At 73.8% G+C, this 20,637-nt stretch carries 17 protein-coding genes; 11 read left to right on the plus strand and 6 right to left on the minus strand.

Annotated features, from left to right (window positions below; all coding sequences use genetic code 11):
* Positions 1-35 precede the first annotated feature (35 nt).
* From AB0637_RS09335 to AB0637_RS09360, 6 genes are all read left to right on the plus strand, one after another.
* A complete protein-coding gene (locus AB0637_RS09335) occupies positions 36-1,145 on the plus strand; it encodes an alpha/beta hydrolase (RefSeq protein ID WP_366171575.1) in 1,110 nt (369 codons plus the stop codon).
* 281 nt (positions 1,146-1,426) lie between these two features.
* Entirely contained in the window at positions 1,427-2,452 is a 1,026-nt protein-coding gene (locus AB0637_RS09340; RefSeq protein WP_366171577.1) for a zinc-dependent alcohol dehydrogenase family protein, read from the plus strand.
* A gap of 61 nt (positions 2,453-2,513) precedes the next feature.
* The gene (locus AB0637_RS09345) at positions 2,514-2,891 is read left to right on the plus strand and encodes a cupin domain-containing protein (RefSeq protein WP_366171679.1); all 378 of its coding nucleotides are present in this window, start codon (positions 2,514-2,516) and stop codon (positions 2,889-2,891) included.
* A gap of 237 nt (positions 2,892-3,128) precedes the next feature.
* Positions 3,129-3,545, plus strand: coding sequence for a cyclophilin-like fold protein (locus AB0637_RS09350; protein WP_366171579.1), 417 nt, complete (start codon positions 3,129-3,131; stop codon positions 3,543-3,545).
* Between the two features lie 173 nt (positions 3,546-3,718).
* On the plus strand, positions 3,719-4,093 hold the full coding sequence (locus tag AB0637_RS09355) for a VOC family protein (protein WP_366171581.1): 375 nt from the start codon (positions 3,719-3,721) through the stop codon (positions 4,091-4,093).
* A gap of 5 nt (positions 4,094-4,098) precedes the next feature.
* Positions 4,099-4,527, plus strand: coding sequence for a hypothetical protein (locus AB0637_RS09360; protein WP_366171582.1), 429 nt, complete (start codon positions 4,099-4,101; stop codon positions 4,525-4,527).
* A gap of 10 nt (positions 4,528-4,537) precedes the next feature.
* Here AB0637_RS09360 and AB0637_RS09365 read toward each other — a convergent pair whose 3' ends face one another.
* The 3 genes from AB0637_RS09365 to AB0637_RS09375 are packed head-to-tail and all read right to left on the minus strand — an operon-like array spanning position 4,538 to position 9,007.
* Complete coding sequence (locus AB0637_RS09365; RefSeq protein WP_366171583.1) at positions 4,538-5,227, minus strand: O-methyltransferase; 690 nt, start codon at positions 5,225-5,227, stop codon at positions 4,538-4,540.
* Between the two features lie 41 nt (positions 5,228-5,268).
* Entirely contained in the window at positions 5,269-7,353 is a 2,085-nt protein-coding gene (locus AB0637_RS09370) for an alpha/beta fold hydrolase (RefSeq protein ID WP_366171585.1), read from the minus strand.
* 46 nt (positions 7,354-7,399) lie between these two features.
* Positions 7,400-9,007: a methyl-accepting chemotaxis protein gene (locus AB0637_RS09375; RefSeq protein ID WP_366171587.1), complete on the minus strand. Its 1,608-nt coding sequence runs from the start codon at positions 9,005-9,007 to the stop codon at positions 7,400-7,402.
* Between the two features lie 176 nt (positions 9,008-9,183).
* On the opposite strand from AB0637_RS09375, the gene AB0637_RS09380 reads away from it, so the two are divergent.
* From AB0637_RS09380 to AB0637_RS09390, 3 genes are read left to right on the plus strand one after another with little or no spacing between them, the layout of a single operon-like run.
* Complete coding sequence (locus AB0637_RS09380; RefSeq protein ID WP_366171589.1) at positions 9,184-10,377, plus strand: CoA transferase; 1,194 nt, start codon at positions 9,184-9,186, stop codon at positions 10,375-10,377.
* Positions 10,374-11,558: an acyl-CoA dehydrogenase family protein gene (locus AB0637_RS09385; RefSeq protein ID WP_366171591.1), complete on the plus strand. Its 1,185-nt coding sequence runs from the start codon at positions 10,374-10,376 to the stop codon at positions 11,556-11,558. The genes AB0637_RS09380 and AB0637_RS09385 overlap by 4 nt, the downstream gene beginning before the upstream one ends.
* A gap of 40 nt (positions 11,559-11,598) precedes the next feature.
* Positions 11,599-13,368, plus strand: coding sequence for a DNA polymerase (locus AB0637_RS09390; RefSeq protein WP_366171593.1), 1,770 nt, complete (start codon positions 11,599-11,601; stop codon positions 13,366-13,368).
* Positions 13,369-13,494: 126 nt separating this feature from the next.
* Here the strand turns inward: AB0637_RS09390 and AB0637_RS09395 are convergent, their stop codons facing one another.
* From AB0637_RS09395 to AB0637_RS09405, 3 genes are all read right to left on the minus strand, one after another.
* The gene (locus tag AB0637_RS09395) at positions 13,495-14,892 is read right to left on the minus strand and encodes an ATP-dependent 6-phosphofructokinase (RefSeq protein ID WP_366171595.1); all 1,398 of its coding nucleotides are present in this window, start codon (positions 14,890-14,892) and stop codon (positions 13,495-13,497) included.
* A 128-nt stretch (positions 14,893-15,020) separates the two neighbouring features.
* Positions 15,021-17,036, minus strand: a complete 2,016-nt coding sequence (locus tag AB0637_RS09400; protein ID WP_366171597.1) for a bifunctional copper resistance protein CopD/cytochrome c oxidase assembly protein — start codon at positions 17,034-17,036, stop codon at positions 15,021-15,023.
* Between the two features lie 90 nt (positions 17,037-17,126).
* A complete protein-coding gene (locus tag AB0637_RS09405; protein WP_366171599.1) occupies positions 17,127-17,546 on the minus strand; it encodes an ATP-binding protein in 420 nt (139 codons plus the stop codon).
* A 323-nt stretch (positions 17,547-17,869) separates the two neighbouring features.
* Between AB0637_RS09405 and AB0637_RS09410 the strand changes: the two genes are divergently transcribed.
* Positions 17,870-18,427 carry a MarR family transcriptional regulator gene (locus AB0637_RS09410; RefSeq protein WP_366171601.1) on the plus strand — a complete coding sequence of 186 codons (558 nt, stop codon included), beginning with the start codon at positions 17,870-17,872 and terminating at the stop codon, positions 18,425-18,427.
* Complete coding sequence (locus AB0637_RS09415) at positions 18,424-20,454, plus strand: MDR family MFS transporter (protein ID WP_366171603.1); 2,031 nt, start codon at positions 18,424-18,426, stop codon at positions 20,452-20,454. The genes AB0637_RS09410 and AB0637_RS09415 overlap by 4 nt, the downstream gene beginning before the upstream one ends.
* Positions 20,455-20,637 lie beyond the last annotated feature (183 nt).

The raw sequence follows: 20,637 nt of genomic DNA on the forward strand, positions 1-20,637 counted from the left end.
AGGCACGACGATCCGTGAACTCCAGGAAGGCCACCATGACCTCGACGTCCCGTGAGTCCCGCACCGCCGAACTGCTCCCGACGGGAGTGTCCCGCCGACGCCTCCTCGCCCTCAGCGGTGTGGCCGCCGCGACCGGAACCCTCACCGCGGTGCAGGGGCCCCCCGCGGCCCACGCCGACGACACCGACCGGGACGACGCGTGGGACAAGACGTTCCCCCGCAGCGCCGCCGTCGACCACCAGAAGGTGACCTTCACCAACCGCCTCGGGATCGAACTGGTCGCCGACCTCTACCGTCCCCGGAACGTCGCCCACCCGAGGGCGGCCCTCGTGGTGGGGCACCCCTTCGGCGGGGTGAAGGAGCAGACCTCGGGTCTGTACGCCCAGACCATGGCCGAGCGCGGTTTCGTCACGCTCGCCCATGACGCGTCCTACAACGGCGAGAGCAGCGGGTGGCCACGCCACATCGCCTCCCTCGAGGCCTTCGTCGAGGACTTCAGCGCCGCGGTCGACTTCCTCGGGACCCGTCCCTACGTCGACCGGGACCGGATCGGGGTCATCGGAGTCTGCGCCAGCGGCGGTTTCGCCCTCTCCGCGGCACAGGTCGACCCGCGCCTCAAGGCGGTCGCCACCGTGAGCATGTACGACATGGGTCGCGCGTACCGGGACGGTCTGGGGTACGCGCCGGTCCCGAGCGAGGTCAACACCGTCGAGGAACGTCAGCTCGCCCTGGCGGAGGCGGCCGAGCAACGCTGGGCGGAGTTCGAGGGCGCTGACGTCCGCTACGGAGGCGGGGACGCCGTGGCGCTGAAACCCTCCCAGCAGGCAGCGGCCGACGAGTTCGCGACCTACTACACGACCCCGCGAGGTTTCCACCCCCGCTCGCACGCCCTGTCCCTCACCAGCCTCGGCGCGATCACCAACTTCACGCCGCTCGCCCAGCTCGAACTCACGGCACCGCGACCCCTGCTGCTCGTCGCCGGCGAGCACGCCCACTCGCGCTGCTACACCGAGGACGCCTACGCCCAGGCGCCGGAACCCAAGGAACTGCTCGTCGTCCCCGGAGCCGGGCACGTCGACCTCTACGACCGGAGGGACCTGATCCCCTGGGACGCGCTCACGTCCTTCTTCGGCGAGCACCTCTGACCCCCACCGCAGACCGGTCCGGAGCCAGTGAGAAGAGGTTGCCTTGTCCGTGGTGGCGACGGCAGGTGTCCGGGAAACCTGTCGACACCCCCCGGGCGCACCCTGGCGAAGGGTGCACTGCCGGTGAATCCCTCACCAGGGCACCTCTCACGGAGGGTGCGGTGGCCCGACGGGGGTCACCATCGTGGGGTGCCCGGAAACACCTCGCGATCCGGGCACCCGACCAGTCCCACCCCCGCCCCGCCCTCCCGGCCCGAGCGGATGACCAGAGGAGCGACCCTGTGCGCGCTGTCGTGATGCACGCCCCCGGAGACGTCCGTGTCGAGGACGTCGCCGAACCCACCGTCGTGGAACCCACCGACGCGATCATCCGCCTGGCCGCGACCTGCATCTGCGGTTCGGACCTGTGGCCCTACCGCGGCGCCGACGAGGTCACCGAGCCCCTCCACATGGGCCACGAGTACGCCGGTGTCGTGGAGGAGGTGGGCGCCGACGTGCGCAACGTCAAGATCGGCGACTTCGTCGTCGGCTCCTTCTTCGCCTCCGACGGAACCTGCGAGATCTGCCTGGCCGGTTACCAGACGTCCTGCGTGCACCGGCAGGTCCTCGGCACGTCCGGCGGCGCCCAGGCCGAGCGCATGCGCGTCCCGCTCGCCGACGGCACCCTGGTCGCCACCCCGGGCCACCCCGACGAGGACCTCGTCCCCTCCCTGCTGGCCGCCTCCGACGTCCTCGGGACCGGATGGTTCGGAGCGGTCGCCGCCGAGGCCGGTCCCGGCAAGACCGTCGCCGTCGTCGGTGACGGCGCGGTCGGGCTGTGCGCGGTCCTGGCCGCCGCGCAGCTCGGAGCGGAGCGGATCGTCATCTCCAGCCGTCACCCCGACCGGCAGGCCCTGGCGCGGGAGTTCGGCGCCACCGACGTCGTCGCCGAGCGCGGGGAGGAGTTCATCGCCACGGTGAAGGAACTCACCGGTGGGCTCGGGGCGCACTCCGCGGTCGAGGCCGTGGGGACCCACGAGTCGATGCACCAGGCCATCGGCGCCACCCGTCCCGGCGGCCACGTCGGGTTCGTCGGCGTGCTGCACGACGTCGCCATCACCGGCGACGACATCTTCATGACCCACGTGCACCTGCACGGGGGGCCCGCCCCGGTCCGCCGTTTCCTGCCCGACCTCATCCAGCTCATCTGGGACCGCGCGATCGATCCCGGCAAGGTCTTCGACCTCGACCTCCCGCTCGAGGAGGCGGCCGAGGGCTACCGGGCCATGGACGAGCGACGGGCCACCAAGGTCCTCCTGCGCCCCTGAACCCCGCTCACCTCCGGAAGGACGTCCCGTGAAGCTCACCACCCCCGCAGCGACCCAGAAGATGACGGCCACGTTCACCGGCGACGTGCTGATGACTCCGATCGCCACGGGTGAGACGCCCTCGCGCGTCGGGGTCGCCCTCGTGCGGTTCACCCCCGGGGCGCGCACCCACTGGCACGTCCACCCGATGGGTCAGGTCCTGCACGTCACCGACGGCACGGCTCTGGTCGGCACGCGCGACGGAGCGGTGGTGCGGGCCCGCGCCGGTGACACCGTCGTGTGCTCCCCGGGCGAGGAGCACTGGCACGGCGCCACCGCCGACGCCTTCGCCGCACACCTGGCCATCCACGAGTCCGCGGACACCGCCGACGGCGGCACCAGCCCCGTCACCTGGCTCGAGCCGGTGAGCGACGAGGACTACCAGCGCGCCCAGGCGTGACGACCCGGCCCGGTGCGTCCCGCACCGGGCCGACGCCTAAGCCCCCCCTCCCACTGCACGTCGCACACCGTTCTCGAACCGCTCCCACGACGGAGGATCCCCCTGCGCACCCCACACCTGGCCGCCGGCTGTGCACTGGTCGCCCTCGTGGTGGCCGGGTGTGGTTCCGGCCCCGGCGACGCCCCCCGGACGGCCCGACCGACCACCCCGTCGACGACCTCCCCGGCAACGGCACCCGTGAGTTCCGCGCCACCCGCCGCCGTCCCGAGCACGCCCGGGCGGGACGGCACGGAGGGCACCGTCGTCCGCTTCTCCGGAGGCGGGACATCCGTGGACGTCACGCTCGGACCGGAGACACCCACGACACGGGACTTCGTGTCGCTGCTGCCGTTCAGGATGCGGCTGGAGGACTTCGCGGGCAGGGAGAAGCTGGGCGACCCCCCGCGCGAACTCGACGTGGACGGGACGCCGGGGTCGGACCCCGAGGACGGGGACCTCATCTACTTCGTCCCCTGGGGAAACCTGGGCTTCTACTACGACGCCTCCGGCATCGGCCACTCGGACGACACCCCGCACCTGGGGACCTACGACGCCACGCAGGAGCAGCTGTCCCAGCTGCAAGGTCAGCAGGTCACCGTGGAGGCCGTCGGATGAGCACGCCGTCCCCCGCGTCGTCGGTCGGGGTGGTTCCGGCCTCCTCCGGACTGACCTCCGGTGCCCGCGTCTGCCGGGGTCGGGTCGGAGGGGCACCGCGGCGCGACGGGCGGGCGACCTGCCGGACCGGCATGATCGTCCGGCAGCTCGCCCCGATGGAAGGTGGAACCCCCGTGAAGGTCACTCCCGTCCGCTTCACCCAGGACGTCCCCGCCATGCGGCGCTTCCTCGTCGCCCTCGGCCTCACGAGCACCTCGAGCTCCGCGGACGGGGGCTGGGTCAGCCTGGAGGCCGCGGGGGGCGGTGAGGTGGGGCTGCACAGCACCGCGACGGCGACCACGGCGACGCCCGCCGGGTCGACGGAACTGGCCTTCTCGACGAACGAACCGCTGGAGGTCGTGGCGCGGCGGCTGCAGGACGCCGGGTTCGACTCGCACGTCGTCGAGGAGCCCTACGGCCGGGTCCTGCGCGTCACCGACCCCGACGGTCGCGAGCTGGAGGTGCAGGGGACGGCCGTCGACCTGCACGGGTACTCCGAGGGCGACTGACGGGCGTGGGCACCCCGCTCATCGACGCGCTGAACGTCCCGGCGATCACGGCCTACGAGCTCGACGACGGCACCACCACCCCGGGGCTGCGGTCCCTGGGGGCGGTGCTGGCGCTGCACGGCATCTCCGTGAACGGCGGCCTCGTCGGGGGAGGCGTCGAAAACCTGTTCTTCACCGAGAGACTCCACACCGTCGACGACGCAGCCGCCGGCTTGCGCTGGCTCGGCCTGGACGACGTCGCCGACCTCGTCCTGCGGGCCCGCGGGGAGTTCCTGCGCTTCCGGCCCACCGGCCACGAGGAGCTGTCCGACGCCGACGCGGCCGTGTGGGAACGGCTGGACGGCGAGTTCGAGGCGCTGGCCACGGACGAGCGTCTCGAGGCAGCCGTCGCGGCCCGTCTCGAAGAGATCGCGCCGGAGCCGGCCTCCTCCTGAGGCGGGGACGTCAGCGCACGAGGGCGAGGGCGAACCCGTCCCAGCCCTTCGATCCGACGGTCTGCAGGGCGGTGACCTCCAGCCGAGGGTCCTCGCCGAGGGCCTCGAGGAAGGAGCGGGTCCCGGTGACCGTGCGGTCCGTGCTCGCCTCCTCGGCGACCAGCCCCCCGCGCACGACGTTGTCCCCGACGATGAGGCTGCCGGGGCGGGTGAGCCGCAGGGCCCACTCCAGGTACCGCGGGTTGTTCGGCTTGTCGGCGTCGATGAAGACGAGGTCGAACGGGTCGCCACCCTCCGCCTCGAGCTGCGGCAGCGTGTCGAGGGCGGCACCGACGCGGACGTCCACGACGTCGGCGACGCCGGCGCGGTCGAGGTTCCGGCGCGCCACCTCCGCGTGCCGGGGCTCGTGCTCGCAGGTCACGACCCGACCCCCGGCCGGCAGCGCCCGCGCGAGGTGGATCGTGCTGAACCCGCCGAGCGTCCCGATCTCCAGGACGCGGCGGGCCCCGGTCATCCGCACGAGCAGCGAGAGCAGCGCCCCCTGCAGCGGGGAGACGTCGATGGCCGGCAGTCCGGCGGCCTGGTTCTCGTCGAGGACGAGCTCGAGCACCTCGTCCTCCGGCAGCAGCGTCTGGACGAGGTACTCGTCGACCTCCGTCCACGCCGAGCCGGGGTCGTGGTCACCGGTGGCAGAGCGCATGACCGCACTCTGCCACCGGCCCCACGGACCCCGGAACCCCGTCAGCGGAGCAGGTCGGGGGTCTCGAACGGCAGCCCGTGGACGTGGGTGGCGAGGAAGGCGAAGACCGTCTCGTACCAGAGGACCGCGTGCCGCGGTGTGAGCACCCAGTGGTTCTCGTCGGGGTAGTAGAGGAAGCGGTGCGGAAGGTCCGCCGGGTCACCCGTCCACTGCTCGTTGAGCACCCACCACAGCCGCAGGGCCTCCCCGATCGGGACGCGGTAGTCCTTGTCGCCGTGGACGACGAGCATCGGCGTGACGATGTTCGCGGCGTGCGCGGCCGGGTCGTTGGCCGCCACCATCGCGGGCGTCATCTCGCGCCGCCAGTAGTGCGCGGCGTCCGTCGTCGCCCCGAACTGCTCGAGGGCGAACAGGCTCGCGTGGGTGACGATCGCGCGGAACCGGTCGGTGTGACCGGCCACCCAGTTCGCCATGTAGCCGCCGAAGGAGCCGCCCATGGCGGCCGTGCGCTCTGGGTCGAGGTCGTCCCGCTCGAGCGCGACGTCCGTGACCGCCAGGAGGTCGGTGTACGGCTCGGCGCCCCACGCCCCCCAGCCGCGGGCCAGGAAGTCCGCGCCGTACCCCGTCGAGAGGCCCGGGTCGGGCAGCAGGACGGCGTACCCGCGGGCCACCGCCAGCCACGGGTTCCACCGCCAGGACCACGCGTTCCACGACGACAGCGGGCCGCCGTGGATCCACAGCAGGAGCGGGGCCCGGTGCTCGGGACCGGCGCCGGCCGGCAGGCACAGCCAGGCCCGGACCTCGGCGCCGTCGGCGGCCGTCGTGGACACCTCCGTCAGCGTTCCCGGCAGGTCCGGCCGCGGGGCCGGGCCGGGCAGCGCCAGCGGCTCCCCCGGAGTCGAGGCGTCGAGCCGGACGACGGCCGGGGGCGCGTCGACCGCCGACCGGACGGCGAAGACGGTCGCGCCGTCGGGTGCGACCTGCAGGTCGGAGTACGCCCCGTCGTCGGTGCTGAGCCGCCGGACCGTGCCCGTGCCGTCCGGGGTGAGGTCCACGCGCACCACCGGGGCGCGCCCGTGGTCGTCGACGGCCAGGAACAGGGCGTCCGACCCCGGCCCCCACTGCGGCGTGCCCGTGCCCCAGACCTCCCAGTCGGCGACGACGTCGCGGGGCGCGGCGGAGCCGTCGAACGGGACGAGGACCAGCCGCAGCGTCGGTGCCTGCGTGGGGGTCGAAAGGCTCTCGGCGACGGCGGCCACCCACCGGCCGTCCGGGGAGACCGAGGGCGAGGTGAACTCCCACTCCGGGTCGTCCGCCAGCACCCGCAGCGACCCGTCGGCGCGGTCGAGGACGACGAGCCGGACGCGCTGGGTCCCGCCCGGACCGGCGACGTTCTCCGTGCTCACGAGGGCCGAGCCGTCGGGGGTCAGGGCCGCGGAGGCCTCGTCGAAGCGGCGGCCCGGGACCGGGGTGAGGTCGCGCCAGCGCACGTCGAGCCGTTCGCCGGCGGAGGTCTCGGCCGGCAGGTCCAGGGTCAGCCAGCGCGGTTCGTCGGGCCCGAGGTCGGCGTCCCAGTAGCGGACGGGGTACCCGGTGTGCAGGACGGCCGAGACCTTCGCGTCCTTGCGGGCCTTGCGGCGCGCCGCGTCCGAGGTGGGGCCCTCGGTGCTGTCGTCGGCGCCGGGCAGCGTGTCCGAGGCGACGACGACGGCGGACGAGCTCCGGGCCGTGCGGGGGCCGGACACGCCACCCGGCCGGGACGCGACGCACCGCGCCTCCCCTGTCGGCGGCAGCGCCCACAGCGCGGCCGGCGGGTCGTCCGTCCCCTCCGCGTCGGCGTCGGGGCGGGCCGAGGTGAACAGCAGGGTGCCGTCGGGGGCGAACACCGGCGAGGACTCCGCCGCCGTCCCGCGCGTGAGCCGGCGGGCCGGGCGCTGCCCGGCCGGGTCGACCTCCCACAGCGCGCCGCGCCAGCGGGTGCGGTCGGGGGTGAGGGTCGCGACGGTCGTCACCAGGCGCGTCCCGTCGTGGGACAGGGCGAGACCGCTGACGCGCGGGAGCGCGGTGAAGGCGTCGAGGTCGGCGAACGCGGGCGTGGGGGCGGGGCTGCTGGGGGTGTCCGGCACGCGACCAGTCCTACTCCCGTCCCCCGACACAGGACCAGGGGGTTGATCACAGCCGGAAGGCGCCGACCGTCTCCCGCAGCCGGGCGGCACTGTCCCGCAACGACTCCACCGACCCGGTGACGAGCTGGAGGCTGACCCGGTCGTCGGCCCCGGAGGCGGCGACCCCCGCGAGCATGGTCGAGATGTCGTCCGCACCGGCCGCCGCACCGACCACGGTGCGGGCGAGGTCCGCGGTCACCGCGTTCTGCTCCTCCACGGCCGCAGAGATGGACGCCTGGTAGTCGTCGACGCGCCCGATGACCTCCGCGATGCGCGCGATCGCGGCAGCCGCCTCCTCGCTGCCCCGCTGGATGGCCGCGACCTTCCCGGCGATGTCCTCGGTCGCGGAGCCGGTCTCCTGCGCCAGTTCCTTGACCTCGCCGGCGACGACGGCGAACCCGCGGCCCGCCTCGCCGGCGCGAGCGGCCTCGATGGTCGCGTTGAGGGCCAGGAGGTTGGTCTGGGCGGCGATCGACGTGATCGTCTTGACGACGCTGGCGATGTCTCGGGTCGCCTCGCCGAGCCCGGCCACGGCCGTGCGCGTGGCCTCGGCCACCTCGACGGCCTCACGGGCCACCGACGCCGACGACGCCATGCCCGAGGAGATCTCGGCGATGGACGCACCGAGCTCCTCCGCACCCGCGGCCAAGGTGGCGACCTCGCCGGAGACAGCACCGGCCGACGTCGCAGCACGGTCGGTCTCGGCGCCCGTGCGGGCGTTCGCGGCGGACAGGGACGCCGCGCGGGAGGAGAGGTCGTCGGCCTGGCCCGCGACGGACTGGGCGTGCTCGACGACACCGGACACCGTGCGACGGGTCGCGGCGACCGCGGCCGCGAGGGCCTGCGCCATCTGCCGGAACTCGTCGCGACCGTCGACGACGGGCTCCACCGTCAGGTCGCCGTCGGCGATGCGGTCGAGGTCGGAGACGTTGCGGCGCAGCGGGACGACGATGCTGCGGGTGAGCGCGACGAGCAGCAGGACGACGAGCGCCACGGCTGCGGCGACGGCCGCCAGGACGAGCGTCCGGCTGCGCTCCGCGGCGGCGCGCCCCTCGGCCCGGACGGCGACGGCCCGCTTGGCCACCGAGTCGGTGAGCTCCTGCGTCTGGGTGAGGATGTCCGCGTAGACGACCCAGCTCTCGTTCTGGATCGTGTTCTCGGCCCCGGCCAGATCCCCGGCGCCGTACTGGGCGACGGCGCGGTCGTCGGAGGCGAAGTAGTCCGTCCACTTCTGCGCGATCTGGGCGTTGACGGCCTTCTCGTCGGCCGTCATGGACTGCACGGGTGCGGCCTGCAGGGCGGCCAGCAGCTTGGCCTTGTCGGCGAGGAACCCGGCGCGGTTGGCGGAGTCGGGCTTCACGGCCGCCGCTGGGCCCACCCGGTAGGTGTCCCAGGCGTAGGCGGCCTGCCAGCCGGAGACGTCGGCGTCGTAGTACTTCTGGTCCGCCACGTAGGCCGTCAGGACAGCGAGGTCGGCCGTGCGGTCCGCGGCGCGGCTCTGGGCCCGCCCACCGAGCAGGGCCGCCGTCCCGGTCAGTCCGAGCAGGACCAGCACGACCCCGAAGGCCACCGCGAGGCGAGCCCCCACTCCCATGCGTCGAAGCACCGCGGTCATGTCCGTCTCTCCCTGTTCCGATCGGTCGGCCTGGTGCACCGGTCTGCCACCCCTGATGTCGGCGGATGCGCGGCCGGTGTGGACGGACAGCGCACCGACGTCCCTCGTTCGGAGCAACGCGGCGTGCTCGAGGCCGGACCGTTGCCACGCAGCACAGGAGAGGGCACGATGCGCCCGTGGGGTCCCGCAGCGACGCGCCCCCCTCGGACGTCGGCCGCCGGCCGCTCGAGGGGGTCCTCGTCGCGGACTTCTCCCGGGTCCTCGCCGGACCGCTCGCCACCCTCCACCTCGCCGACCTCGGCGCCCGCGTCGTCAAGGTCGAGCGCCCCGGCGCGGGCGACGAGACCCGGCGGTGGGGACCGCCGTTCAGCCCCACGGGCACGACGTACTTCGACAGCGTGAACCGCAACAAGGAGTCCGTCTGCCTGGACCTCGCCGATCCGGGCGACCGGGACCTGGCCCGTGAGCTCGTCCGGCGCGCCGACGTCCTCGTCGGCAACTTCCGGGCCTCCTCGTCGGCGGGGTTCGGCCCCGACGAACTCGCCACGCTCAACCCGCGGCTCGTGACGGTGTCCATCACCGGGTTCGGCAGCGACGGCGGTGCGGACCGCCCCGGCTACGACTTCGTCGTCCAGGCCCTCGGCGGACTCATGAGCATCACCGGACCGCCCGGGCACCCGACGAAGGTGGGGGTCGCGCTCGTGGACGTCCTGTGCGGCAAGGACGCGACCATCGGGATCCTCGCGGCGTTGGCCCGCCGCGCGGTCGACGGCCGCGGCAGCCACGTCGAGGTCGACCTGCTCTCCAGCCTGCAGGCCGGTCTCGTCAACCAGGTCCAGGCCTACCTCGGCACGGGCGTGGACCCCGAGCCGCTCGACGACGCGCACCCCTCGATCGCGCCCTACGAGCTGCTGACCTGCGCCGACGGTCCCGTCGCCGTCGCCTGCGGCACCGACGGCATGTTCGCGCGGCTGGTCACCGCCCTCGGCGCCCCGACGCTCGCACAGGACCCGCGGTTCGCCACGAACGCCGACCGCGTCCGGCACCGGGCCGCCCTGCGGACCGCGCTGGAGGACCTGCTGCGGACGACCTCGGCGGCCGGCGCCGAGACCCTGCTCGTGCGGCACGGGGTCCCCGCCGGCCGCGTCGGGACGATCGGCGACGGCCTGCGCCTCGCCGCCTCCCTCGGCCTGGAACCGCTGCTCGACGTCGTCGACGCGGACGGACGGACCGTCGGGCGGCAGGTGCGCAGCCCCGTGCGCATCGACGGGACCGGCCCACCCCGGCGGGACGCCCCGCCCCGGCTCGGCGAGCACGACGAGGCCGTCCGCCACTGGCTCAGCACCCCCACCGACGAGGAGACCCCGTGACCGACCTGCCGGACGTGCCCGACCTGCCGGACCAGGACCTGCTCGCCCTCGACACCCTGCTGTCGGAGGACGAACGCGCCGTCCGCGACCGCGTCCGCGCCTTCGTCGACGAGCACGTCCGCCCGCACGTCGCCCGCTGGTACGAGGACGCCCACTTCCCCCGCGAGCTCATGCCCGAACTCGGCCGCCTCGGCGTCCTCGGGATGCACCTGCACGACGCGGGCTGCCCCGGGCGCAGCGCCGTCGAGTACGGCATCGCCGCGCTGGAGCTGGAGGCCGGCGACTCCGGGCTCCGCACGGCCGTCAGCGTCCAGGGGTCGCTGGCCATGAGCGCGATCTCGAAGCACGGCTCGGACGAGCAGAAGGCGCGGTGGCTGCCGGAAATGGCCGCGGGACGGGCAGTCGGCTGCTTCGGCCTCACCGAACCCGGCGCCGGCTCCGACCCCGGCAGCATGACAACGACGGCGCGGCGGGACGGCACGGACTGGGTCCTCGACGGTCGCAAGCGGTGGATCGGCTTGGCCAGCCTCGCCGACGTCGCCGTCGTGTGGGCCCGCACCGAGGAGGGCGTCCGGGGTTTCCTCGTCCCCACGGACTCCCCCGGCTTCGCCGCCCGACCCATCACGCCGAAGCTGTCGATGCGCGCCTCCGTCCAGTGCGACGTCGACCTCGACGGCGTGCGGCTGCCCGCCGACGCGCAGTTGCCGGGTGCCCGTGGGCTCAGCGGTCCGTTCGCCTGCCTCAACGAGGCGCGCTACGGGATCGTCTGGGGCGTGCTCGGCGCCGCCCGCGACAGCTACCTCGACGCCCTGCGGTGGTCGTTGACCCGGCGGCAGTTCGACCGGCCGCTGGCGGGTTTCCAGCTGACCCAGCGCAAGCTCGCCGACATGGCCGTGGCGATCGGCAAGGGGCAGCTGCTCGCGCTGCACCTCGGGCGGCTCAAGGACGCGGGGCGGCTCGAACCCCACCAGATCTCCGTCGGCAAGCTCGACAACACCCGTGTCGCCCTCGACGTCTGCCGGGAGGCGCGCACGGTCCTCGGCGGGAACGGGGTGACGCTGGAGCACTCGCCGCTGCGGCACGCCTCGAACCTGGAGAGCGTGCGGACGTACGAGGGCACCGACGAGGTGCACACCCTCGTCATCGGCCAGCGGCTCACCGGGATCGCCGCGTTCCGCTGACAGGTTCGGTCGTGTCCGAACCCTCGGCCAGACTGACCCGGTGCACGTCGTCGACCAGCCCCTCCTCACCGCGCTCCGCGGTCTGCCCGCGGTGCCCCGGCTCGGACTGGCCGTCGTCCCCGGCGGAGTGGGACTGGCTGTGCCGCAGGGGCACTGGGGCGTGCCCACCGACGACCCGGCCGGTCTGGTATACGCGCTCGAGGCGGAGTTCGCGCCGCGCTGGACGTGGTGGTCGGCCGCGTCGACGCTCGGCCGGACCGCACCCGTCCACCTGGCCCGCTGCCACGACCTCGCGGCCGTGCACCGCGTCGTCGAGGGCGGCCACCGCGAGGACCCGGGGGCGGTCTGGGCCGCCGCGCACGGGCGGCCCGTCCCGCCGCCGCCGTCGCGCCGGCCCGCGCCCACCCACGGCACGGGGTTGCTCGACCTCGACGGTGCGGGCACGGCCGACGACCCGGTCACGGACGGCGGGCTGTCCCCCGCGTGGGCCGACGGCCGGGCGTTCGACCCGGGTGAGACCGGAACCGCCGAACGCCTCGACCGCGCCGGCCGGTGGGCCGCGCTCGCGCTCGACGTGGCCGACGCCCAGGACGCCCGGCTCGCGGCCCTGCCGGACCGGCGCGCCGAACCCACCGGTCCCGCGTTGCCCGTGCAGACGGGGTTCGCCGAGTCCGCGGCCGCGGCGCTGGCGGTCGAACTGTCCCGCACCGGGTTGCCCCTGGACCGCGCGACGGCGGAGGAGATCGTGGGGGCCGCCGTCGGACCGCGCCCCGTCGACGCGGCGGCCGAGCGGCAGGCCCGCGCCGACCGGGACGCCCTCGTGCGCGAGCACCTCGGACCGGGCGGCGCCGGCGTCGACCTGCGCAACCCCGCCCACGTCCTCGCGGCCCTGCGCGGTCTGGGTTTCGACCTGCCCGACACCCGCGCGCACCGGCTGGAACGGCTGCGCGACGCGCACCCGGCGGTCGCCGCCCTCCTGCTGTGGCGCAAGGCCGAACGCCTCGCGACGACGTACGGGTACCCGTGGCTGGACGAGCACGTCGGCCCCGACGGCCGGTTGCGCGGCGCGTGGTCGTCGGCCGACGCGGCCGCGGGCCGGATGACGGCGCAGGCGGGGTTGCACAACCTGCCCGCGGAACTGCGGCCCGCGGTGGCCGCCGAACCCGGGCACGTCCTCGTCCGGGCCGACCTCGGGCAGGTCGAACCCCGCGTCCTCGCCGCAGTCTCCCGCGATCCCGGTCTCGTCGCCGCGACCCGCGACGAGGACCTCTACGCCCCCGTCGCCGCCGCCCTCGGCGCCGACCGCCCCACGGCGAAGATCGCCGTGCTCGCCGCGATGTACGGCCAGACCTCGGGAGCGGCCGGAGAGGCGTTGCGGCGCATGGAACGTGCCTACCCGCGGGCCCTGGCGTACCTGCGCGCGGCGGAGGAGGCCGGCAAGGAGGGCCGCGACGTCCGGACGTACGGCGGCCGGCTCGTGCGGATCTCCGACCTCGCCCCGGTCGAACCCGGAGCGGCGACCGCCGCCCGCGGCCGCTTCGCGCGCAACGCCGTCGTCCAGGGCGCCGCCGCGGAACTGTTCAAGGCGTGGGCCGCGACCGTGCGCGCCGGTCTCGCGGGGACGGACGGCCGGATCGTCCTGTGCCTGCACGACGAACTCCTGCTGCACGTCCCGGAACCCGACGCCGACCGCGCGGCCGCGCTGCTGGACTCGGCGTTGCAGCAGACCGCGGCGCGGTGGGCGGCGGGGTCGGGCGTGCGGTTCGTCGCGGACGTCTCCGTCGTGCGGCGGTGGTCGGAGGCGAAGTAGCCCCGGCCCACGGCTGGGTGCGCGCCGCCTCCCCGGGGCCGATCACCGGCCGCGTGGAGGCGACGAGGCCGAACCCCCGGACGTGCGCAGTGCCGGACGGTCAGCGGGGCGGCACCGGGAGCGACGTCACTGTCCGCCGAAGGCCGTGACCTGCTCGGCGGAGAACTCCCCGAACGACCACGGCTGCCCCGTCGCCTCGAGCACCGACCACCAGAGGTCGCCGTGCGGGTCGACCTGGTTGCGGGCCGAGACGGCGAGGGCGATCGGGATGTGCACGAACCGGCGGCGCCAGCGGCCGACGACCATGTTCGTCCGTCCGGCCATCGCCGCGTGCACCGCGGCGTGCGCCAACCGGATGCAGTACACGGCGTCGTACGGGTTCGCCGGAACGCTGCGGATGACGTAGCTCGGGTCGATGTACCGCATGTTGAGTTCGAGGTCGTGCTTGGCGAAGTCCTCGGTGATGGCGTGCCGCAGCAGGCTCCCGACGTCCTGGAGCCGCTTGTTGCCCGACGCGTCCTTGAGCGTGGCCGCGGCGTCGGCCGGGTCGAACAACTCCTGGCCCGCCCCCTCGGCCGCCACGACGAGCGCGTGCCCCTGGGAGGCCACCTTCTCGCGCAACCGCTCCAGGAAACCCCCCGGTCCTTCGAGCATGAAGGGCACCTCGGGGATGAGGACGAAGTCGGCGTCGTTCTGGGCCAGGGCCGCGTAGCACGCGATGAACCCCGAGTGCCGTCCCATGAGCTTGACGACGCTCACGCCGTTCGGCGCCGTCCGCGCCTCGACCTTGGCCGAACGGATCGAGCGGGAGGCCTCGCTGAAGGCGGACTGGAACCCGAAGCTCTGGTCGATGAAGGGGATGTCGTTGTCGATCGTCTTCGGGATGCCGACGACGGCGATCTTGAGGTCGCGCGCCTTGATCTCCGCGGAGATCTTCTGCGCCCCGCGCATCGTGCCGTCCCCGCCGACGACGAAGAGGATCGAGATGCCCATGCGCTCGAGGCAGTCGACGACCTCGACGAAGTCCTGCTGACCGCGGGAGGTCCCCAGGATCGTGCCGCCCTCGCCGTCGATGTTCTCCACGACCTGCGGCGTGAGGTCGATGACGTCGTGCCCGTAGCGCGGGATGAAACCCTGGTACCCGTTCTTGAAGCCGTGGATGCGGCGGACCCCGTAGTGGGTCGTCAGCTCCGAGACCAGGCCGCGGATGACGTTGTTGATGCCGGGGCACAGCCCACCGCAGGTGACGATGCCGACGCGCGTCTTGGACGGGTCGAAGAAGATCTTCTTGCGGGGACCGGTCGGCTCCAGGCTGGGCAGGTCCGTGAGGTCGCCGTCGCGCCGGGACACCTTCGACAGCGTGTCGTCGAACAGCACGCGGTCGTTCTCGTCGATGTAGTGGTGGGTGGTGCGGCGCGCCTGCAGCCGCGGCGAGAGGGGCGAGTCGACGGTGCACGGACCGAGCGTCTCAACGGTGAAGTCGATGGGCTCACGGCTCGTGGGACGGTCGGTGGGCTCGGCCATGAGCGCGCGGTCCTTTCCTGACGGGGGAGGGCGAGCCCCCATCATCGGGCAGACCCGTGACGGGGATCACCCCGGGGTCCGGGCCGGCCTTTCCGGTCCGCGGTCCTGAGCCGCGGGCCGGCGACCCGTCAGCTCCGGGGACCCTCGCGGTCCGCGATCCGCTGGAGCATCGCGTTGTACTCGGCCAGGTCGGCGTCGCCGTCGCGCGCGGCCTGGCGGTCGCGGCGCTTGTTCTCCCGGTCGTCCGAGCGCGACCAGCCGATGGCCGTCCCGAGGACGAGGATCAACGTCGGCACCTCACCGATGCCCCACGCGATGTCGCCGCCCTCCTGCTGGTTGGCGAGGAGGTTGGCCCCGGGGGTCATGGCCTCGAACCACGTCGGGGCCAGCAGGGTCTGGCCCTGCATGAGGGCGACGCCGAAGAAGGCGTGGAACGCCATCGTCGCGAGGAGCAGGAGCAGGCGCAGCGGGTAGGGCGGTCGCACGCCGCCGGGGTCGACCCCGATGAACACCGAGGCGAACAGATACCCGGTCCCGAGGAAGTGGACCATCATCAGCTCGTGCCCGACGTGGGTGCGCAGCGCCAGCTCGAACAACGGCGAGTAGTAGAAGACGATGAGGGAGCCGGCGAAGAGGGCGGCCGCCACGAGCGGGTGCCCGACCACGGCGAGGTAGCGCGAGTGGACCACCGTGAGCAGCCACTCGCGGGCGCCGCGGGAGTGGTCCCGGCGAGCCGGCAGCACCCGTAGGGCGAGCGTCACGGGGGCGCCGAGGACGAGCAGCGGCGGCACGGCCATCGTCAGCAGCATGTGCTGGAGCATGTGCGCGCTGAAGGTGATGCGGCCGTAGGCGGCCGGACCACCGCTGGTGACGAACAGCAGCGCCACGCAGCCCGCGACCCACCAGATCGTGCGGCCCACGGGCCAGGAGTCCCCGCGCGCCCGCAGCCGGCGGACGCCGACCAGGTAGGCGACGAGGGCCACCCCGCCGACGGCCAGCCACAACAGGTCCGGGCTCAGCTGGGTGAAGTAGCGGCCCCAGGTCAGGGGCGGCGGCAGCGGTTCCCCGAGCAGGGCCTCGGCGCGGCCCGTCCCGGGCACGTCGTCGGGCACCGGCGTGGGACTGCGGCTGAGCGCGACCCCCAGACCCGTCGCGGCCCCCATGAGGACGAGCTCGCCGGCGGCGATGCGGACGAAGGCCGCGGGGCGGCTCGCGAGCAGCGGGATCGTCCGGCGGCGGTGCCAGAACCCGAAGGCGCCGAGGGCCACGAGGGCCACGACCTTGCCGACGACGAGCGCGCCGTAGGCCGTCGCGAGGCCGGACCAGCTGCCGAGGCGGACGGAGGCGTTGAGGACGCCGGACAGGGCCACGGCCGCGAAGCACCACAGCGCGACCGTCGAGTACCGCGAGGCCAGCGTCGTGAGGTCGACGGGCCGCTGGCCCTTGGCCGTCCCCGCCCCGCGGCCCGTCAGGGGCGCGACCAGCAGGACGGCCGCGAGACCGCCCACCCACACGGTGACGCCGACGAGGTGCATGGCCAGTGAGCTGACGGCCGTCTCGTGCGAGGAGGACCCGGAGGCGTGCCCCGACAGCGACAGCGGCATGAGTGCGAGGACGCCGAGGGCGAAGCCCCACGCGGCCCCGGCGGGGGTGGCGGCCGCCGCCCCGACGGTCGCGACGACGGCCGCGAGGACCGTCGTGACGAGCAGGGCCCGCCCGAGGTCGATCGACTGGGCGAACTGGGCGAACTGGGCCCCGAAGCCGGGCGCACCGGGGGCGGCGCCGATGACGTCCATCGCCGTGAGGACGAGGACGAGCAGCGCGGTGACCGCCCAGACGCCTCCGGCGACACCGGCCACGCGCACGGCGCGGTTCCAGGCGGCGCTGGGGTGCGGCAGCAGGAAGGTCGCGACGGCGAAGCCGCCGACGGCGAGCGCGGCCGACAGGTCGTGGACCGTGCGGGCGACGGGCAGGCCGTAGCGGACGAGGGCGCCGGGGTCGCCGAGGACGGACGGGTCCAGTCCGCCGGCGAGGGCGAGGGCGGTGAGCAGGACCGCGAGCGCGGCGAGGAGGACGGCCGAGCTGGTGAGCAGGACGCCGCCCGTGCCGGATGCGCTGCGGGCCGTGCGGGTAGGTGCGGCCACGGCTCCAGGGTAGGTCGCCGGGCTGGGAGGACGGTCCGTCGGGAGGGGGTCCTCTGCCGGGAAGGCCAGGGGGAGGGTCGGGCGGAAGGTTCAGGCGGAGGCGCGGGCGGAGCGCACGGGGGCCAGCGCGGTCGCGACGTCGAACCAGACCGTCTTGCCGAGGGGGTCCACCTCGACGCCGTGGGCGTCGGCGAGGGCCTCGACGAGCGCGATGCCGCGACCGTTGAGGGCCTCGGGGTCGGATTCGCGGCGCATCGGCAACCGGGTGTTCTCGTCCCCCACGGCGATGCGCACCCGGGAGCCGACACGTCCGACGCGCAGGCTGACGTCGCTGCGGCCGTGCAGCACGGCGTTGGTGACGACCTCCGCGGTCAGCAGCAGGAGGGTGTCGACGACGTCGCCGATGACGCCCTCGGCGATGCACCAGTCGGCCACGAAGTGGCGGGCCGCCCGCGAGGACAGCGGCACGGGTGCCAGCGTCGTCTCGCGCGACCAGTCCGTGAACGACACAGAGTGACTCTCCCGATACGTAGGGTTGTCAAGCACGGTAGCGCAGCGTCCCTCGGACGGCGCATTCCACGACGGGACGACCCGGGGCCGGGGCTGGCCCGCCGGGCGGCGTCCCCGTACTGCGCGATCCGACCCCACGTTCGACCCCCCGGTCCGTGCTTGCGCCTGGTAACTTCTTCCATGTCGTTGCATGTAGCACTCAAGGATCGTCCCGACCGGGCCGATGTCCCGGGGAGTACTTCGGCGGACGACCTTGCACCGTTACAGCACGCGACGGCCGATCGGCTGAGCGACACACCAGACAGACCCGTGGGAGAACCCGGATGACCCCCAGCACGACCCTCGAGGAGCCGGCCGGCTCCTCGACCGGCCCCCTCGAGGAGCCGCCCGTGGGCGCCCCCCAGGACGACCTCGTGGCGGCCGTGGCCGACCAGGTCAGTCGTCAGATGCGCGCCCTGCACTCCTTCAAGGCGCAGATCGCGCGCGGTGAGAACGACGTCGAGCGCGCCATGCACGTCGTCCTCTACGTCCTCGCCGACACCGGTCCGTTGCGCGTCAGCGCCCTCGCGGAGCGGCTCGGCACCGACCCCTCGACGACGAGCCGGCAGACGGGCGAGCTCGTCCGCCGCGAGCTCCTGCGCAAGCTGCCCGACCCCGACGACCGCCGCGCGAGCCTGCTGGACGTCACCGAGACCGGCCACCAGGTCGTCGCCCAGATGAAGCAGCGGCGGCACGAGCACCTCGCCCGCGCCGTCGACGACTTCGCCGCCGACGAGCTGGTCGCCTTCACCACCCTGCTGTCCCGCTTCGCCGACGGGCTCGAACGAGCCCGCACCGACTGCCTCCGGACCACCACGCCCGCCCCTGGGGAGAACGCATGAGCAGCTCGACCGCCGGCACCGCGCCGGCACCGGAGGCCCCGGTCTTCAGCCACCGCCAGATCATGGCGATCCTGTCCGGCCTGCTGCTGGGGATGTTCCTCGGCGCCCTGGACCAGACGATCGTCTCCACGGCGATCCGCACGATCGCCGACGACCTGGACGGGTTCTCGCTGCAGGCCTGGGCGACGACCGCCTTCCTCATCACGTCGACGATCTCGACGCCGCTCTACGGCAAGTTGTCCGACATGTACGGCCGGCGGAAGTTCTTCATCGCCGCCATCCTCATCTTCATCATCGGGTCGGCCCTCTGCGGGATCTCGACGTCGATGTACGAGCTCGCCGGGTTCCGCGCCCTGCAGGGCCTCGGCGCCGGCGGACTGATGTCGCTGGCCCTGACGATCATCGGCGACATCGTCCCGCCGCGGGAACGCGCCAAGTACCAGGCCTACTTCATGATGGTCTTCGGCACCTCGAGCGTCCTCGGCCCCGTCGCGGGCGGGTTCTTCTCGGGCCTGGACTCCCTGCTGGGCCTGGCCGGCTGGCGCTGGATCTTCTGGCTCAACGTGCCCATCGGGATCTTCGCCCTGTTCGTGGTCTCCAAGAACCTGCACCTGCCCAAGCGCTCCAGCCACCACCGGATCGACTGGCCCGGTGCGCTGACCCTCATCACGACCCTCGTCCCGCTGCTCATCGTGGCCGAGCAGGGCCGCGAGTGGGGCTGGGACGACACGAAGTCGATCGCCTGCTACGTCATCGGGGCCGTCGGCCTCGTCGGGTTCATCCTCGCCGAGCGCGCCTACGGCGACGAGGCGCTGCTGCCGCTGCGGATGTTCCGCGGCCGCACCTTCGTCGTCGGGTCCCTGGGCTCGTTCATCCTCGGGATGGGGATGTTCGGCGTGTTCGCCGTCCTGCCGCAGTACCTGCAGGTCGTGAAGGACCTGAGCCCGACCCGCGGCGGTCTGGCGATGCTCCCCGTCGTCGTCGGGATCATGTCCGGCAGCATGTTCTCCGGGCGGTTCATCGCCCGCACCGGCAAGTACAAGGTCCTGCCCGTCGTCGGGACCGCCTTCATGGTGATCGCACTGTTCTTCTTCTCGCGGGTGAACGCCGACACCCCGATCTGGCAGACGATGATCATCATGCTCGTCATGGGCTGGGGCCTCGGCGGCAACATGCAGCCGGTCATCCTCGCCGTGCAGAACGCCGCCAAGCGCAGCGAACTCGGTGTCGCGACGAGCTCGGTCACGTTCTTCCGCCAGATGGGCGGCACGCTCGGCACGGCCGTGTTCCTCTCCATCCTGTTCTCCACCCTGGGCGACAAGGTCTCCAGCTCCTACGAGTCCGCGGGGCGCACCCCGGAGTTCGGCCAGGCGCTGCAGACGTGGGGCGGGAACCTGCAGTCCACGCTGGCCCGCGCCACCGACGACACCTCGGTCCTCAAGGAGCTGCCGAGCGTCCTGGCGCACCCGTTCAAGGTCGGGTTCACCGAGTCGACGAGCACGATCTACCTCGTCGCGACGTTCGTCATGCTGGCCGGTCTGGTCACCATGCTCTTCCTGCCCTCCCTGCCCCTGAAGGGCCCGGGCGCGCCCGCCGCGCAGGCCCCCGAGGGCACGGACGGGACGACCGCCGGCACCGCGGTGGCCGCCGCCGCGGCACCCGCCGAGGCCGCGGGGGCACCCCTCGTCGGCAGCGGTGGCGGGAGCGGCACCGGGGTGGCTACCGTCGATCCCGTGAACGGATCGATGGCGCCCGGGGAACTGGCCGAACGCCTCCGCAGCGGGGTGCAGCAGGCGAAGGCCGCGCAGCAGGCCATGGCCGACCTGGCCCTGGAGGCCGAGCGCCGCGAGGCGGCGTTCGACGCGGCCGTGGAGAACCTGCGCGACCTCGGTCTGGACGAGGCCTCCATCGAGGCCGCGCTCGGCGAGGACGCGGCCGCCCCGCGCGGCCGGCACGCCGGTGCCGCAGATGCGGCCGACGCGCCGGACGAGGCGCGCGTGGGCGAGGAGCTCGGCGCGCAGAACTGACGCCGCCGGCCGACGCGTGACCCGATGGGCCCCGGAGCGACCGCTCCGGGGCCCATCGACGTTCCCCGCCGTGGTTCCGACGCCCTGTGCCGCAACGCCTCCGGCGGTCGTGTGGTGAGGCTGTCCGAACGAAAGCGAGGCTCACCTTCTTTTGACAGAGTCCAAAGAAGGCGTACTCTCGGA

Source organism: Kineococcus sp. NPDC059986, assembly GCF_040702905.1.
Taxonomy (GTDB): Bacteria; Actinomycetota; Actinomycetes; order Actinomycetales; family Kineococcaceae; genus Kineococcus.

Excerpts from the sequence above, each read along its gene's own strand:
- AB0637_RS09365 (WP_366171583.1), bottom strand. The coding sequence starts at position 5,227 with ATGCGCTCTGCCACCGGTGACCACGACCCCGGCTCGGCGTGGACGGAG.
- AB0637_RS09415 (WP_366171603.1), top strand. The coding sequence starts at position 18,424 with ATGAGCAGCTCGACCGCCGGCACCGCGCCGGCACCGGAGGCCCCGGTC.
- AB0637_RS09375 (WP_366171587.1), bottom strand. The coding sequence starts at position 9,007 with ATGACCGCGGTGCTTCGACGCATGGGAGTGGGGGCTCGCCTCGCGGTG.
- AB0637_RS09395 (WP_366171595.1), bottom strand. The coding sequence starts at position 14,892 with ATGGCCGAGCCCACCGACCGTCCCACGAGCCGTGAGCCCATCGACTTC.
- AB0637_RS09410 (WP_366171601.1), top strand. The coding sequence starts at position 17,870 with ATGACCCCCAGCACGACCCTCGAGGAGCCGGCCGGCTCCTCGACCGGC.
- AB0637_RS09345 (WP_366171679.1), top strand. The coding sequence starts at position 2,514 with ATGACGGCCACGTTCACCGGCGACGTGCTGATGACTCCGATCGCCACG.
- AB0637_RS09335 (WP_366171575.1), top strand. The coding sequence starts at position 36 with ATGACCTCGACGTCCCGTGAGTCCCGCACCGCCGAACTGCTCCCGACG.